The organism is Nocardioides sp. YIM B13467, from assembly GCF_042788075.1.
In the GTDB taxonomy this organism is placed as follows: Bacteria; Actinomycetota; Actinomycetes; order Propionibacteriales; family Nocardioidaceae; genus Nocardioides.
Window position 1 is genome coordinate 1811983 of sequence record NZ_JBHZPJ010000046.1, and the last position, 14953, is coordinate 1826935.

The 14953-nt window shown below is 70.7% G+C and carries 13 protein-coding genes; all 13 read left to right on the forward strand.

Going from position 1 to position 14953, the window contains the following annotated elements:
- Positions 1 to 10 precede the first annotated feature (10 nt).
- Complete coding sequence (locus ACFX43_RS15775; protein WP_378828358.1) at positions 11 to 769, forward strand: SDR family NAD(P)-dependent oxidoreductase; 759 nt, start codon at positions 11 to 13, stop codon at positions 767 to 769.
- Entirely contained in the window at positions 766 to 1905 is a 1140-nt protein-coding gene (locus tag ACFX43_RS15780; RefSeq protein WP_378828365.1) for an aldose 1-epimerase family protein, read from the forward strand. The genes ACFX43_RS15775 and ACFX43_RS15780 overlap by 4 nt, the downstream gene beginning before the upstream one ends.
- A 36-nt stretch (positions 1906 to 1941) precedes the next feature.
- Entirely contained in the window at positions 1942 to 3162 is a 1221-nt protein-coding gene (locus ACFX43_RS15785; protein ID WP_378828374.1) for a CaiB/BaiF CoA transferase family protein, read from the forward strand.
- Positions 3159 to 4298 (forward strand): hypothetical protein, encoded by a 1140-nt coding sequence (locus tag ACFX43_RS15790; RefSeq protein ID WP_378828380.1) that lies wholly within the window; start codon positions 3159 to 3161, stop codon positions 4296 to 4298. The genes ACFX43_RS15785 and ACFX43_RS15790 overlap by 4 nt, the downstream gene beginning before the upstream one ends.
- Positions 4295 to 5083, forward strand: coding sequence for an enoyl-CoA hydratase/isomerase family protein (locus tag ACFX43_RS15795; protein ID WP_378828390.1), 789 nt, complete (start codon positions 4295 to 4297; stop codon positions 5081 to 5083). The genes ACFX43_RS15790 and ACFX43_RS15795 overlap by 4 nt, the downstream gene beginning before the upstream one ends.
- Before the next feature lie 14 nt (positions 5084 to 5097).
- Positions 5098 to 6285 carry a fumarylacetoacetate hydrolase family protein gene (locus ACFX43_RS15800; RefSeq protein WP_378828395.1) on the forward strand — a complete coding sequence of 396 codons (1188 nt, stop codon included), beginning with the start codon at positions 5098 to 5100 and terminating at the stop codon, positions 6283 to 6285.
- On the forward strand, positions 6282 to 7784 hold the full coding sequence (locus ACFX43_RS15805; RefSeq protein ID WP_378828412.1) for an aldehyde dehydrogenase (NADP(+)): 1503 nt from the start codon (positions 6282 to 6284) through the stop codon (positions 7782 to 7784). The genes ACFX43_RS15800 and ACFX43_RS15805 overlap by 4 nt, the downstream gene beginning before the upstream one ends.
- 169 nt (positions 7785 to 7953) lie before the next feature.
- Entirely contained in the window at positions 7954 to 9132 is a 1179-nt protein-coding gene (locus ACFX43_RS15810; protein WP_378828424.1) for a CaiB/BaiF CoA transferase family protein, read from the forward strand.
- Positions 9133 to 9208: 76 nt separating this feature from the next.
- Entirely contained in the window at positions 9209 to 10228 is a 1020-nt protein-coding gene (locus tag ACFX43_RS15815) for a LacI family DNA-binding transcriptional regulator (RefSeq protein WP_378828437.1), read from the forward strand.
- 205 nt (positions 10229 to 10433) lie between these two features.
- Positions 10434 to 11768, forward strand: coding sequence for an ABC transporter substrate-binding protein (locus ACFX43_RS15820; RefSeq protein WP_378828453.1), 1335 nt, complete (start codon positions 10434 to 10436; stop codon positions 11766 to 11768).
- A gap of 105 nt (positions 11769 to 11873) precedes the next feature.
- A complete protein-coding gene (locus tag ACFX43_RS15825; RefSeq protein ID WP_378828474.1) occupies positions 11874 to 12845 on the forward strand; it encodes a carbohydrate ABC transporter permease in 972 nt (323 codons plus the stop codon).
- The gene (locus tag ACFX43_RS15830) at positions 12842 to 13801 is read left to right on the forward strand and encodes a carbohydrate ABC transporter permease (protein ID WP_378828488.1); all 960 of its coding nucleotides are present in this window, start codon (positions 12842 to 12844) and stop codon (positions 13799 to 13801) included. The genes ACFX43_RS15825 and ACFX43_RS15830 overlap by 4 nt, the downstream gene beginning before the upstream one ends.
- Positions 13801 to 14901: a Gfo/Idh/MocA family protein gene (locus ACFX43_RS15835; protein WP_378828521.1), complete on the forward strand. Its 1101-nt coding sequence runs from the start codon at positions 13801 to 13803 to the stop codon at positions 14899 to 14901. Before ACFX43_RS15830 ends, ACFX43_RS15835 begins: the two co-directional genes overlap by 1 nt.
- The last annotated feature ends 52 nt before the right edge of the window (positions 14902 to 14953 follow it).

A 14953-nucleotide genomic window follows, 5' to 3' on the forward strand; every position in this document is an offset into this window, starting at 1 on the left:
GACCAGCCAGATGACGTCCCAGACCCCGACCCGCGGTTGTGCCGTGGTGACCGGAGCGGGTGGCTCGCTCGGCCGAGCCAGTGCCGTACGCCTCGCGCAGGAGGGCTTCTCCCTCGCCCTTCTCGACCTGGCGGGGGAGGCACTGACCACCACGGCCGCCGAGGTCGAGGCGACGGGAGCCCGGCAGGCCACCCTGCCCGTGGACGTCCGCGACGCCGATGCGGTGGTCGCCGCCCTGGAGATGGCCGAGCGGGAGCTGGGGCCGCTCGAGGTGCTGCTCAACAACGCGGCGATCTATCCGGCCACGCCGTTCCTGGACATCCCGGTCAGCGAGTACGACGACGTGGTGGCGGTCAACCAGCGGGCCTACTTCGTCGCCGCCCAGGCAGCGGCCCGGCTGATGGCGCCGCGGGGGAGCGGCTCGATCGTCAACATCGGCTCGATCACCTTCTCCGGAGGCTGGGACAAGCTCGCCAGCTATGTCTCGACCAAGGGAGCGGCGGTGGCGCTGACCCGTGCGCTCGCGCGTGAGCTCGGCCCGCAGGGCATCCGCGTGAACGCGGTCGCCCCGGGTGCCTTCCCGACCAAGGCCGAGGAGATCCACGAGGATCCCGAGGCCTACACGGCCCACGTGCTGGACCACCAGTCCCTCAAACGGCGCGGGCGGCCCGCCGAGCTGGCGGCGGTGGTCGCCTTCCTGGTCGGGCCCGACGCGTCCTTCATGACCGGGCAGACCCTGAACGTCGACGGCGGATGGAACATGCAATGAGCGATCTCGACAACAAGCTCGACATCTTCGGACACCGACTCACGCCGCGGGAGCTGCGCGAGCGCACCGGCGACACCGAGTCCGTCGCAGGAGTACGCCAGGTCGTCCTCGACAACGGTTCCGAGCGCGGCGTACGTGCGGTGCAGCTGCGCACCTCGGCCGGGCTCGAGCTCGAGGTGCTGGTCGACCGGGCGCTCGACCTCGGCGCGGCCAGGCTGCGGGGCGTCCCCTTCGGCTGGCGCAGCGGCAACGGCTTCCGCCATCCGGGCCTGCACGAGCACCACGACGAGGGCGGGCTGTCCTGGCTGCGCGCCCTCGACGGCCTGCTGGTCTCCGGCGGCCTCGACCACACCCTCTTCGGCGGCGACGTGGACGCGACGGCGTACAACTATCCGCCCAAGCAGACGGTCAACCACGGCCTGCACGGTCGGCTCACCGCGATCCCCGGCCGGCTGCTCGAGGCTAGGGAAGTGTGGGACGGCGACCGTTGTGTGCTGCGGGTGCGAGGCGAGGTCGTCCAGGCGACGTCCTTCGGTGAGCACCTGCGCCTGACCCGCACGATCGAGGCCGACTTCGACGGGCTCGAGATCCGCCTCCACGACGTCGTCGACAACCTCGGCTTCGACCCGACGCCGCACATGTTCCTCTACCACCTCAACTTCGGCTGGCCACTGGTCGATGCGGGCACCGAGCTCGTCGCGGCGATCAGCGAGACCCCGTGGTGCTCGGACTCGGTCGCCGAGCAGGGCGTCTCCTACCGCACCCTCCCCGAGCCGCAGCCGCGATTCGTCGAGCAGGTCCACGAGCACACCCTCGTCGCCGAGGGCGACGGTCGGCATCGGGTCGCACTCGTCCGCGGCGACGAGACCCTCGGCGTGGAGGTCTCGTGGGACTCCGCCACGATGCCCCACTTCTTCGAGTGGCAGAACCTCCGAAGCGGCCAGTACGCCATCGGGCTGGAGCCGTCGACGCATGCGGTCGCCGGCGACGCCGCCGCCCGTGAGGACGGATCGATGACCTGGCTCGAGCACGGCGACACGCGCAGCTACACCACCACGATCCGCGTGCTCGACGGCGCGGAGGACGTCCGGGATTCCCGCGCCGCGATCCGCGCGCTCGGCGACCAGCCCGACTGACCCGCCAACCCACCCAGGCAAGGAAGTCCCGAACCGATGACCACCACACCCCGCATCCTCGAGGGCTACCGCGTCCTCGACTGCTCGATCGCCATGGCCGGCCCGTTCGCCGCTCAACGGCTGGGCGACCTGGGAGCCGACGTCGTCAAGGTCGAGCCGGTCACCGGCGAGTGGCAGCGCCACGCCGCGGCCGGTGGCGCGCAGGGCAACCAGATCAACGTCTCCTTCCTCTCCCTCAACCGCAACAAGCGCTCGCTGGCCGTCGACCTCAAGGCCGACGCCGGCAAGCAGGTGCTGCTGCGGATGGTCGAGACGGCCGATGTGTTCCTCCAGAACTACCGCCCAGGTGTGGCCGAACGGCTCGGCGTCGACTACGCGACGCTCTCGGCGATCAACCCGCGCCTGGTCTACGTCTCGATGTCCGGCTACGGCGAGGACGGCCCCGACGTCGACCAGCCCGGGCAGGACCTGCTGCTTCAGGCCCGCAGCGGCGCGATGCTCTCGACCGGTCGCCACGGCGAGCCGCCGCAGCCGGCGGGGCAGTACCTCGTCGACGCGGTCACCGCCTCCACCGCGTTCGAGGCGGTCCTGGCGGCGCTGCTCCACCGCGAGCGTACGGGCGAGGGGCAGCTGGTGAAGGTGAACATGCTGGACGCGATCACCACCTTGCAGATGCAGGAGCTGTCGGTGTTCGTGGCCGGCAAGGTGCCCCAGCAGCGCAGCGCGGAGCCGCACGCGCACGTCTACATCCGGGCGCCCTACGGCACCTTCAAGACGGCGGACGGCTTCCTCGCCCTCGCCATGCCCGACCTGCCGACGCTGGGGAAGGTCATCGACGAGCCCTCGTTCGCCGAGATGAGCTCGGAGGTGCACGGCTGGACCCATCGGGACGAGGTCCACCGCCGCACCGCGGACAGGCTGGTGCTGCGTACGACGGCCGAGTGGCTCGCCGCTCTCGGCGCGGCCGGCATCTGGTGCGGCCCGGTCCAGGACTACGCGGCCCTGGTCGAGGATCCGCAGATCAAGCACAACGGGACCTTCGTCGAGTACGACCATCCCACCGAGGGCCGGGTCACGACCCCCGGATTCCCGTACGCCTTCTCCCGCACCCCGGCCACGATCGAGCGGGGCGCTCCCCTGGTCGGGGAGCACACCGGCGAGCTGCTCGCAGAGGCCGGCTTCAGCGGCGAGGAGATCGCGGCGCTGACGGCCGACGGCGTGGTCGCCGAGACCCGTCCCGAGCAGCCGGTGCGATGACCCTGCCGACCCTGCGCGGCCTGACCTGGGATCACCCGCGCGGCCGGGATGCTCTGGTCGCGGCAGCCGAGACGAGCGGCCTGGACCTGACCTGGGACGTTCACCCGCTCAGCGGCTTCGAGTCCACCCCTGTCGAGGAGATCGCCGCCGACTACGACCTCGTCGTTCTCGACCATCCCCACCTCGGCGACGCCCTCGCACACGGCTGTCTGCAGTCGTTCGACGACCTCGTCGGTCACGAGCAGGTGGCGGCGTGGGCGGAGGCAGCCGTGGGTCCCAGCCTGGCGTCGTACGTCATGGACGGACGGCTGTGGGCGGTGCCTCTCGACGCCGCGACCCAGGTCGCCGCGACGCGCGTGGACCTCGTGGCTGTCGTGCCGCGGCTGTGGGCGGAGGTCGTCGCGCTGTCCCGGCGGGCGCCGGTCGCGCTCTCGGTCGCGGGCCCGCACGCGCTCCTGACCTTCGCCTCGGTCTGCGTCGCACTGGGAGAGGAGCCAGGTGGCGCTCATCGCTTCGTCTCCGACGAGGTCGGACGGCAGGCCCTCGAGCTGATGGCCGACCTGGCCGCGCGGGCGCCGCGCCACACCCTGGGCCTCGACCCGATCGGTCTGCTCGCCGAGATGACCGAGGGTGACACGATCGCCCATGTGCCGCTCGTCTACGGGTATGTCACCTACGCCGACACAACGCTCCACCGTCCGGTGCGTTTCACCGACGCGCCCACGCTGGCACCCGGTACGCGGCCCGGCTCGACCCTCGGCGGGACCGGACTGGCCCTCACGACACGGTGCGAGGTCACGCCTGAGCTGCTCGACCACGTACGCCACCTCATGTCAGCGCCGGTGCAGCAGGACTTCATCCCGGCTCACGCCGGCCAGCCGTCCGCACGCGCCGCGTGGACCTCGTCGGCGGTGAACGAGCCGGTGGGCGACTTCTACCGCGGCACCCTGGAGACGCTCGAGCGGGCGTGGGTCCGGCCCCGCCACCCGGGCTACGTGACGTTCCAGACCGAGGCCGCCGAGGTCGTGCGCGAGGCCCTGTCCGGCTCGATCAGCACCGCCGCCGCCCTGTCTCGGATCGACGACCGCCACCTGGCCGCCCTCGGCCGCACGAACCCGGAAGGAGCTGCCCCATGACCGCACCTGAGTCGACCTGCCCGGAGGTGCTGTTCGAGCAACACGGCCACGTCGGCGTGATCACCCTCAACCGGCCCGCCAAGCTCAACGCCGTCACCCAGGAGATGTCGGATGCGCTCGTCGCGCTGGCGCGCTGGTGCAACGACACCGACGAGATTCGGGTCGTGGTGCTCACCGGCGCCGGGGACCGCGCCTTCTGTGCGGGCTCGGACATCGCCGAGCTCGACAAGTACGCCAGCCCGTGGGCCTTCCGCAACCGGGAGGACTACTGCGACTCGCTCAAGGTGCTGCGCAAGCCGATCATCGCCGCCGTCAACGGGTACGCCCTGGGTGGCGGGCTGGAGACCGCGCTGATCTGCGACATCCGGCTGGCCTCGACCACCGCGAGGCTCGCCGCCGCCGAGGTGAAGCTCGGCTGGATCGGCGGCGGCGGGATGTCGGCGCTGCTTGCCCGCTCGATCGGCCCCAGCAACGCGGCGGTGATGCTGATGACCGGCGATCCGATCGACGCGCAGCAGGCGCTCGCCTGGGGCCTGGTCAGCGAGGTGCTCGAGCCCGACGCCCTCCTGCCGCGCGCCCTCGAGCTCGCCGAGACCATCGCGAGCCGCGCGCCCATCGCCGTCGAGACCGCCAAGGCCAACCTGGCCGCCGCCGCCAACATGCCCCTGGAGCAGGCGGTCACCTACGAGCGCGACATCCAGACAGTCTGCTTCGCGACCGCAGACGCCGCCGAGGGCCGCGCGGCGTTCGCCGAGAAGCGCGCACCCCGATTCGTCCGAACCTGACCGGAGGACCACCGATGACCGTCACCACCGACTGGGCGCCCGACGTGGCCGCCACCCTGCCCACCGATGGCGCCGCCCCGACGCTCGTGGGGCGTGTCTGGGACCCGCAGGCAGGAGGACCGAGCGTCGTCGTGGTGCGTGATGGCACGGCATACGACGTGAGCGGCACGTTCGCGACGGCGCGCGACCTCTGCGAGCAGACCGACCCCGTCGCCGCGCTGGCCGGTGTGCCCGGCGAGCCGCTGGCCACGGTGGCCGACCTGCTCGCCAACACGCCGCCGGAGGGCCGCGACGACGCGCGTCCCTGGCTGCTCGCGCCGGTCGACCTGCAGGCGGTCAAGGCCGCCGGGGTGACCTTCGTGGTCTCGATGCTGGAGCGGCTCATCGAGGAGCGCGCTCGCGGTGAGGCCGACGCCGCGGCCAAGGTGCGTGCCGAGATCACCGCGGCGATCGGCGGCGGGCTCGACGAGCTGGTCCCCGGCTCCCCGGAGGCGCAGCGGCTCAAGGAGGTGCTGCGCGAGCGCGGCATGTGGAGCCAGTACCTCGAGGTCGGCATCGGACCCGACGCCGAGATCTTCACCAAGGCCCAGCCGCTGTCCGCGGTCGGCACCGCCACCGAGGTCGGGGTGCTGGCTGCCTCGCGCTGGAACAACCCCGAGCCCGAGGTGGCGCTGGTCGTCGCCTCCGACGGCCGGATCGTCGGCGCCACCCTCGGCAACGACGTCAACCTGCGTGACGTCGAGGGCCGCTCGGCGCTCCTGCTGCCGAAGGCGAAGGACAACAACGCCGCCTGTGCCATCGGCCCGTTCGTACGGCTCTTCGACGACGGCTTCACTCTCGACCACGTGCGCGCGATGACCGTCTCGCTCGAGGTGCGCGGCGAGGACGACTTCGAGATGGTGGGCACCTCGTCGATGCGCGCGATCAGCCGCGACCCCGCGGATCTGGTGCGCCAGCTGGTCGGCCCACACCACCAGTACCCCGACGGGGCCGTGCTGCTGCTCGGCACCATGTTCGCGCCGTCCGACGACCGGGACGAGCCCGGCATGGGGTTCACCCACCACTCGGGCGACGTCGTCCGGATCTCCGCGCCCGAGCTCGGCACCCTCGTCAACCGCGTCAGGCCGAGCGAGGAGTGCGCGCCGTGGGACTTCGGCGTCGCAGACCTGATGCGCAACCTCGCCGGAAGGAACCTGCTGTGACCGTCCTGTCGTCCCGAAACCCCGCCACCGGCGAGGAGACCCCGACCGGTCTGCGAGCCACCAGCACCGAGGAGGTCGACCGGGTCGTCACGGAGGCGCATCTCGCCGTACCGGCGCTGACATCGCTGGGTCGCGAAGGGCGTGCCCGCCTGCTCGAAGCGATGGCCGACCGGCTCGAGGAGAGCCGCGCCCGGCTCGTCGAGACCGCGATGTCGGAGACCGGGCTGTCCCGGCCCCGCCTCGAGGGTGAGGTCGGCCGGACCACCTTCCAGCTGCGCCTCTTCGCCGCGGCCGTCCGGGAGGGCAGCTTCCTCGAGGCCGCGATCGACCACGCCGGCCAGACTCCGCTCGGGCCGGCCCCCGACGTACGCCGCATGCTCGTGCCGCTCGGCCCGGTCGCGGTCTTCGGAGCCAGCAACTTCCCGCTCGCCTTCTCGGTTCCGGGCGGCGACACCGCCTCCGCGGTCGCGGCCGGGTGTCCGGTCGTGGTCAAGGCGCACGAGTCGCACCCGCTGACCTCCCAGCTCGCCTTCGACGCGCTGCGTGCCGCGGTCGAGGACCTCGGGCTGCCGCCTCGGACGGTCGGCCTGGTTCACGGTCGCCAGGCCGGGGCCGACCTGGTCGTCCACCCGCTCATCAAGGCGGTCGGCTTCACGGGCTCGCCGGCCGGAGGCCGGGCGTTGCTCGATCTGGTCAACGCGCGCCCCGAGCCGATCCCGTTCTATGGCGAGCTCGGCAGCCTCAACCCGCTCGTGGTCACCCCCGGTGCCGCGGCGGCTCGCGGGGCAGCCATCGCCGAGGGTCTCGCCGCGTCGATCACCGGGTCGGCCGGGCAGCTGTGCACCAAGCCGGGACTGGTGTTCGTGCCGGCAGGGGAGGCCGGCGACGTGCTGGTCGAGGAGCTGGCGGCCATCCTTGCCGAGTCGGTCGCGCAGCCGCTGCTCAACGTCGGCATCGCCAGCTCCTACCGCGAGATCCTCGGTCGCCTCGGGTCGGCGCCCGGCGTCACCGTCGCCGTGACGGCGCAGGACCAGAACGAGCCCGCGTGGGCCGCCGCGGGACTCCTGGTGACCGGCTCGGCGGGACTGCAGGAGGTCCTCGAGGAGTGCTTCGGCCCCGCCGCTGTCGTGGTGAGGTACGCCGACGAGGCCGACCTCGTCACCGCGTTGAGGCAGGTGCCCGGATCGCTCACCGCGTCCGTCCACTCCGAGCCCGACGAATCCGCGCTGACCCGGCGACTCGTCGAGGCGGTCGCCCCGATCGCCGGCCGTCTGGTCTTCAACGGCTTCCCCACCGGCGTACGTGTCTCGTGGGCGCAGCACCACGGCGGACCGTGGCCGTCGACCAACACCCTGCACACCTCGGTCGGCGTCACCGCCGTGCGCCGGTTCCTGCGCCCGATGGTGTGGCAGGACGCGCCGCAGGAGCTGTTGCCCGAGGAGCTGCGCGACGGACACACCGGCACGCCGCGTCGCGTGGACGGCGCGCTGCGCGCCTGACCCCAGCCGAGGCGTCAGCCGCGTCGGCCGAGAGGTCAGCCGAGTCGGCCGAGTCGGCAGCGCCCTGCCAGCTCGGCCGGCGCAGGCGACGCCTCGACGTTGCTTGCTCTCCGAGCGGGCGGAGCCGTACTATTGCGCAAACGATTGATCGCGCGATGGGGGAGTGGCGATGCAACCGGAGGATCTGCCTCTCGCCGGGACCGTGGTCCTGGACTTCAGCCAGTTCCTGGCGGGTCCGGTCGCAGCGCTTCGGCTGGCCGACCTGGGTGCGCGGGTGATCAAGGTCGAGCGGCCGCACACCGGCGAGATCGGTCGGACGCTCGCGTTCGCAGGTCGCTCGGCGGCGGGGGACACGCTCTCGTTCCATGCGATGAACCGCAACAAGGAGGCGGTCGTCGCCGACCTCAAGGACCCGGCTGACCTGGCTCGGGTGAAGGACCTCGTCGCTCGCGCCGACGTCCTCATCGAGAACTTTCGGCCCGGGGTCATGGAGCGCATCGGCCTCGACTACGCGAGCGTGCGCGAGCTCAACCCGGGGCTCGTCTATGCGAGCGCCTCGGGCTACGGCGACACCGGCCCCTGGGCGAGCCGACCCGGCCAGGACCTGCTGGCTCAGGCGGTGTCAGGGGCGACGTGGCTCGCCGGCGCGGACCGGCCGATGACGGTCGGGCTCTCCCTCGCCGACCACCTGATGAGCTGCCACCTCGCCGAAGGCGTGACCGCACTGCTCGTACGCCGGGCCAGGACCGGCCGGGGCGGGCTCGTGGAGACCAGCCTGCTCGAGGGCATGCTGGACCTGCAGGCGACGCTTCTGACGCGACCCGAGGGCGAGGATCTGGCGGGCTCGCCTCGTCCGATGTCCGCCTGGACCCCGACCGGGATCTTCGCCACCAAGGACGGCTACGTCGCGCTGTCCGGAGCGCCTCTCGACCGACTCGCGGCCACGCTGGGCGACGCCGAGCTGGCCCGGATCGCAGCCACCGGAGCCTGGGAGACGCACCCCGACCGGGTGAACGACCTGATCGCCGCAGCTCTGGGAGGCGACACCACGGCCGCCTGGTTGGACGCGCTGCCTGCCCAGGACGGGTCGAGCGGGTGGCTGGCTCCGGTGCTCACTCTCGAGGAGTTGCTCGCCTCACCGGAGTTCGCCGCGCTCGAGATGACCCAAGAGGTCGAGCGCTCGGCCCTGGAACCGGACGGCACACCCGTGACCCTGAAGACCACGCGCAGCCCCATCCGCGTCGACGGCGAGATCCTCCGCCATCGTCGGGGCGCACCCCGGCTCGGTGAGCACGGCATCCTGCGCCACGGAGCCGACCCGATCGGGGGTGACCCGCATGGCCGGTGACGGCCAACCGGCTCCTGCCACGCCGGAGTCGCCCAGTCCCAAGCCGCCGCTGCAGGGCAGAGCTAGGCTGCGGCCCATGGCCACCCTCGGCGATGTCGCAGCCCTTGCCGGTGTCTCGATCTCCGCTGTCTCGCGGGTGCTCAGCGACGCGCCGTCGGCCCGGGTGAGCGAGGCGACCCGTGAGCGGATCGTGCAGGCGGCCAAGGACCTGCACTACCGTCCCAACTTCGCCGGTCGCGCGCTGAAGTCGGCGCGTACCCAGGTGGTCGGTCTGGTGGTGCCCGACCTGACCAACGCCCTGTTCACCGAGCTCATGCACGGCGCCGAGGACGAGGCTGCGGCGAGGGGCTACACCCTGTTGCTCGGCCGCGCCGACGACGTACGTCCCGGAGGCGAGATGATCGCCCGGCTCATCGGTGAGGGACGCGTGGACGGCATGGTCATCCAGGTGGGCGATGGTGTCGCCCCGGCGGGGATGGGGGAGCTGTTGGCCTCGGGCGCTCCGATCGTGCTGATCAACTCCACCTACCCGGGACACGTCGGCTCGGTCGCTCTCGACGACCGCACCGGTGCCCGGATCGCCACCCAGCACCTGATCGACCTCGGCCACGAGAGGATCGCCTTCGCCAACGGCCTTCCCCGGTCGTTCACGGCGAAGCGGCGGCGGGTGGGCTACAAGGAGGCCCTCCTCGGCGCCGGGCTGCCGGTCCGTCAGGACTACGAGACGCGGGTCGGCTACACCGCCGACAACGGCCGCACCGCCCTGCGGCGACTGATGGAGCGGGAGCCGAGGCCCACGGGAATCGTGGTCGCCAACGTCAACGCCGCCATCGGTCTCCTCGCAGCCGCCCGAGCCGACGGGATCCGTGTCCCCGAGGACCTCTCCGTGGCCACCGTGCACGACTCCTGGACCGCTGAGAACACCTGGCCACCGCTGACCGCGGTCAAGATGCAGTTCTACGACATGGGCCGCGCGGCCGTACGCAGCGTGGTCCGTCGCATCGAGACCGGTGAGATGGCCGACGAGATGATCACCGACCCCGCCCCGGAGCTCATCGTGCGGGAGTCCACGGCGCCACCGCGCCAAGCCGTCTGAGAACTCGGACGGAAGCGCACTCCGCGGCTGGGCGGTGGGTCTCGCGCGCCCTGAATCGGCGGTTCATAGGCCTCTCGCCTGCCTGCCCGGAAGGAAGATCCACTCAAACGATTGACCACTCCCATTGATCTGCTCTAACGTTTGAGCAAGTGGCCTGCGTCACACTGCACCCCGCTCGGGACACATCGTCGAAGGAGCCATGTCCATGAAGCGAAATCCACTCGGTTCACGTCACCGGGCGGCCCTGGTGGCCGCCGTGACCCTGCTGACAGCCTCGGCGCTGGGTGCCTGCGGCTCCGGCGGAGGAGATGATGCCGCGGGCGAGAAGACGGACTCGGGCGGCGCGATCACCGTCTGGGTCGACCCGCCGCGAGTGCCTGCCGCGAACGCCTTCAAGAAGGCGTATCCCGATATCGACATCAAGATCAACCAGATCGACGGGACCGTCGGAGGCAAGTCGCTCCAGCAGCAGTTCGCCCAGTTCAACGAGGCCGGACAGGGCTGGCCGGACGCCATCTTCTTCCCCTCCAACGACGACATCGCCTGGGCCTCCGGTGCGCAGATCGACTACACGCTCGACCTGACCGACCAGCTGCCCGACGTGCTCGACGGCTACGAGGGTTCGATCAACGCCGCCTGCGAGATCGACGGCCAGGTCCGGTGCCTGCGCAACGACGCGGCTCCCGACGTGTTCTGGTACAACAAGGCCTTCTTCGACGCCAACGACTACGAAGTGCCGACGACCTGGGAGGAGTACGGCGATCTGGCCGTCCAGATCGCCAAGGAGCACCCGGGCAAGATCAGCGGCTTCACCGGCGACGCGTACGCCCCGGACCGCTATCTGTGGGGGTCGGGCTGTCCCACCAACGACCGACAGTCCGAGACCGTGGTCCACATCGACACCTCGGACGCCAAGTGCACCCGAGCGGTGGATCTGATCGGCACGATGCTGGAGGGCAAGGCACTCTCGACCGTCGGCATCTTCGATCCGGACGCGGCCAAGGTCGGCAAGGAACTGGTCATGAGCCCCGGTGCCGCGTGGTGGGGGGACTACCTCTTCAACCAGACCTGGAAGATCCCGGCCGGTGAGATGACCGCCGTGGAACCTCTCGCGTGGGACGGTGAGAGCGAGCCCTCCACCGGCAACGAGGGCGGTGGCCTCTGGGGCGTCTCGAACCACATCACGGGCAAGCAGCTCGAGAACACGCTGACCTTCGCCGAGTTCGTCGCCACCGACCCGAGGTGGCAGGTCGAGCTCTCCACGGGCCTACCGGCGTACGGTCCCGTGCAGGACGCCTGGGCGGAGAAGCAGGCCAAGGCCAACTACTTCGCGGACAACGAGACCACGTTCGAGGCGATGAAGAAGGCCAACGACTACGTCGTCGACGGCCACGCCTACATGCTCTACAACACCGGAGCGGTTTGGACCGAGACCGTGGCCGCCGCCCTCGCCTCAGGGGGCGATGTCGACCAGGCCTGGACGTCCTTCGGGGACGAGCTGGTCAGCCAGGCGAAGGCGATGGGCTACACGGTCGAGTAACCCGGCCACGCACGAGCTCCTTCGGCCCGGAAACGCCCGGGCCGAAGGGTGCCATCCCAGTCACATCGGGGCCTCACGGTGGCCCGGACACATCGGAGGAGCAACATGTCGACCGCCTTGATGGAGGACGTCGCCACCTCGCCGCCCGAGGTGGGCCCGAGGCGCCGTCCCCGGCGACGCGTCGCGCGGCCCAGCGAGACGCGTGGCGCCTGGGTGCTGATGGCGCCCTACCTCGTCCTGCTGATGATCGCGGGCATCATCCCCGTCGCGTACGCGATCAAGACATCCTTGGAGAAGGCGCCGACGCCGCTGGACCCCAGCGGAGGTTTCGGGGGCGTGGACAGCTTCAGGACCGTCGTCACCGACTACCGGTTCGTCGACACGTTCGTCAACATCTTCGCGACCCTGGTGGTCTGGCTCCCGATCATGACGATCGGCATCGTCGGGCTGGCTCTGCTGGTCCACGCCAGCCCCGGATGGTTCGGGTCGTCGATGCGATTCATCTACTACATCCCCGGGGCCCTGGCAGGCGTCGCCAACCTCGTGCTCTGGGTCTACCTGCTCAACCCGAGCCAGTCCCCGATCGAGGGGTTCTGGCAGGCACTGGGCGTAGACACCATCAAGCAGGCCGTCGCCGGCCCCGGAAATCTGCCCTTCATCCTGGCCGCGATGATGTTCTTCCAGGGCGTCGGTCAGTGGGTCATCGTGGTCAACGGCGGCCTCAACGGGATCTCGGAGGAGACGCTCGAGGCGGCCCGGCTGGACGGTGCCAACGAATGGCGGCTGGCCTGGCACGTGAAGCTGCCGATCATCCGGCCGTGGATCGGGTACGCCGTGCTGATGAACCTCGCCTACGGGTTCCAGCTGTTCCTCGAGCCACAGCTGCTCGACCAGGTCGCCAGCAACGCGCTCGACGATCATTGGACGCCCACCCAGCTGGGGTACGCCTTCGCCTTCAGCAGCTACAACTTCCCCGCGGCCGCCGCGATGTCGCTGATCCTGCTCGTGATCACGCTGGGCATCGGACTGCTGGTCGTCTTCCGAACCGGGCTGTTCGGCGAGGAGGAGCACCGATGAGCCAGACCACCCAGACCACCGTGGCCGAGCGCAGGGCGGCCGGGACGAAGCGAGGCATGTTCGACTGGAGCGTCGGCAAGACCGCGCGCGTCGTGACGATGCTGTTCGTCGCCTGCCTGTTCGTGCTGCCGATCACCGGCTTCATCGCGATGGCGTTCCGGTCCAACGAGGGTGTCGCATCCGGCGCCGGCGGGCCGTTCGGCTTCGGCGACGTGTCGTGGGACAACGCGCAGTACAGCTGGACACAGGTCAACGGTTTCGGACCAGACGGCGGCGGGCTGTACACCCGCTGGCTGCTCAACACGCTCGCCGTGGCCGGCGGGGGCGCGCTGCTGGCGGTCGTCGCCGCTCTGCCGGCGGGGTACGCGCTGGCCCGGCTGAGGTTCCGCGCCCGCCGGGCCGTCCTGCTGATCACCCTGATCACGATGGTGATGCCGAACACCGTGCTGGTCATCCCGATCTTCCTCGAGGTGAACGCCATCGGCGCGGTCGGCCAGCTGTGGCCGGTGGGGCTGATCATGGGCTTCTTCCCGTTCGGGGTCTACCTGGCCTACATCCACTTCATGACCACCATGCCCCAGGAGCTCGTCGAGGCGGCGCGGATCGACGGTCTCGGCGAGGTGTCGATCTTCTGGCGGGTCGCGCTCCCGATCTCCCGTCAGGCTGCGGTGCTGGTCGGCTTCTTCGCCTTCGTCGCCAACTGGATCAACTTCTTCCTGCCGCTGGCGCTGCTCTCCTCCAACCAGAACAACCAGACCCTCCCCGTCGGGTTGCAGCAGCTGATCGGCGCCAGTCCGCTGTTCAATCCGACCGTCGCCGCTGGGCTGGACGTGAAGCTCTACATGCCGCAGCTGGCGCTGGCGACCTTCATCTCGATGCTGCCGCTGCTGATCGTCTTCCTCGGCGCGCAGAAGTTCCTGATGCGGGGCGAGACGATGGGGGCGGTGAAGGGCTGATGGCCCCGCATCCACCGCCGGAGTTCGACCCGCACCCTGGCTATTCGGCCGAGCTGCCGAAGACCCCGCGTCCGATCGTGCTCGTGGGCGCCGGCGGGATCGTCCGTGACGCTCACCTGCCGGCGTACGCGAAAGCGGGGTTCGAGGTCGCCAGCATCACCGACCTCATCCCGGAGCGGGCGCGGGAACTCGCCGAACGGTATGGCATCCACGCCGTGCACGAGAGCGTCGCGGACGCGGTCCGGTCGGCTCCGGCGGACGCGGTCTACGACGTCGCCCTTCCGCCCGAGGCGCACGTCGAGGTCCTCGAGCAGCTGCCCGACGGCGCTGCGGTCCTGCTGCAGAAACCCTTGGGAAACCACCTGGCCGAGGGCATCCGCACCCGTGAGGTGTGCCGGCGCAAGGGGCTGGTGGCTGCGGTCAACACCCAGCTCAGGTTCGCGCCGTACGTCGTAGCTGCCCGTGAGCTCATCGCCGCCGGCACGATCGGGGAGCTCTACGACCTGGAGGTCCGGGTCTCGGTGCGGACCCCGTGGGAGATGTTCCCGTACGTGCTCGACCTGGACCGGCTCGAGATCAACATGCACAGCGTCCACTACCTGGATCTGGTGCGTTCCTTCCTGGGGGACCCGACCGGGGTCCACGCCGTCACCGTGCGCCACCCCGAGAAACCCCACGCCAACAGCCGCTCCGACATCGCGCTGAGCTATGGGGAGCGACCGATCAGGGTCGTCGTCTCCACCAACCACGACCACCACTACGGACCCCGGCACGAAGAGTCCTTCGTCAAGTGGGAGGGCACTCGCGGCGCCATCCGCGCGCAGCTCGGCCTGCTGCTGGACTACCCGCGCGGCGGCGAGGACTCGCTCGAGCTCGTCACCGACGATCGGCTCGACGCCGGCTGGCGACCGGTGCCGTTCGAGGGGTCATGGTTCCCCGACGCCTTCATCGGCTCGATGGCCGTCGTCCAACGCTTTCTCGAGGGATCGATCCCGTCCCTGCCCACCGGGGTCGAGGACGTCTTCCGCACCATGGCGGTCGTCGAGGCGGCGTACACGGACGCAGCCCGCGGCGGAGAGCCGCCGGCGTATGACCAGTGACCACCCCTTCCCGCACCGGTCCGCCTCGCCGACCCGCGACCATCTGAAAGGA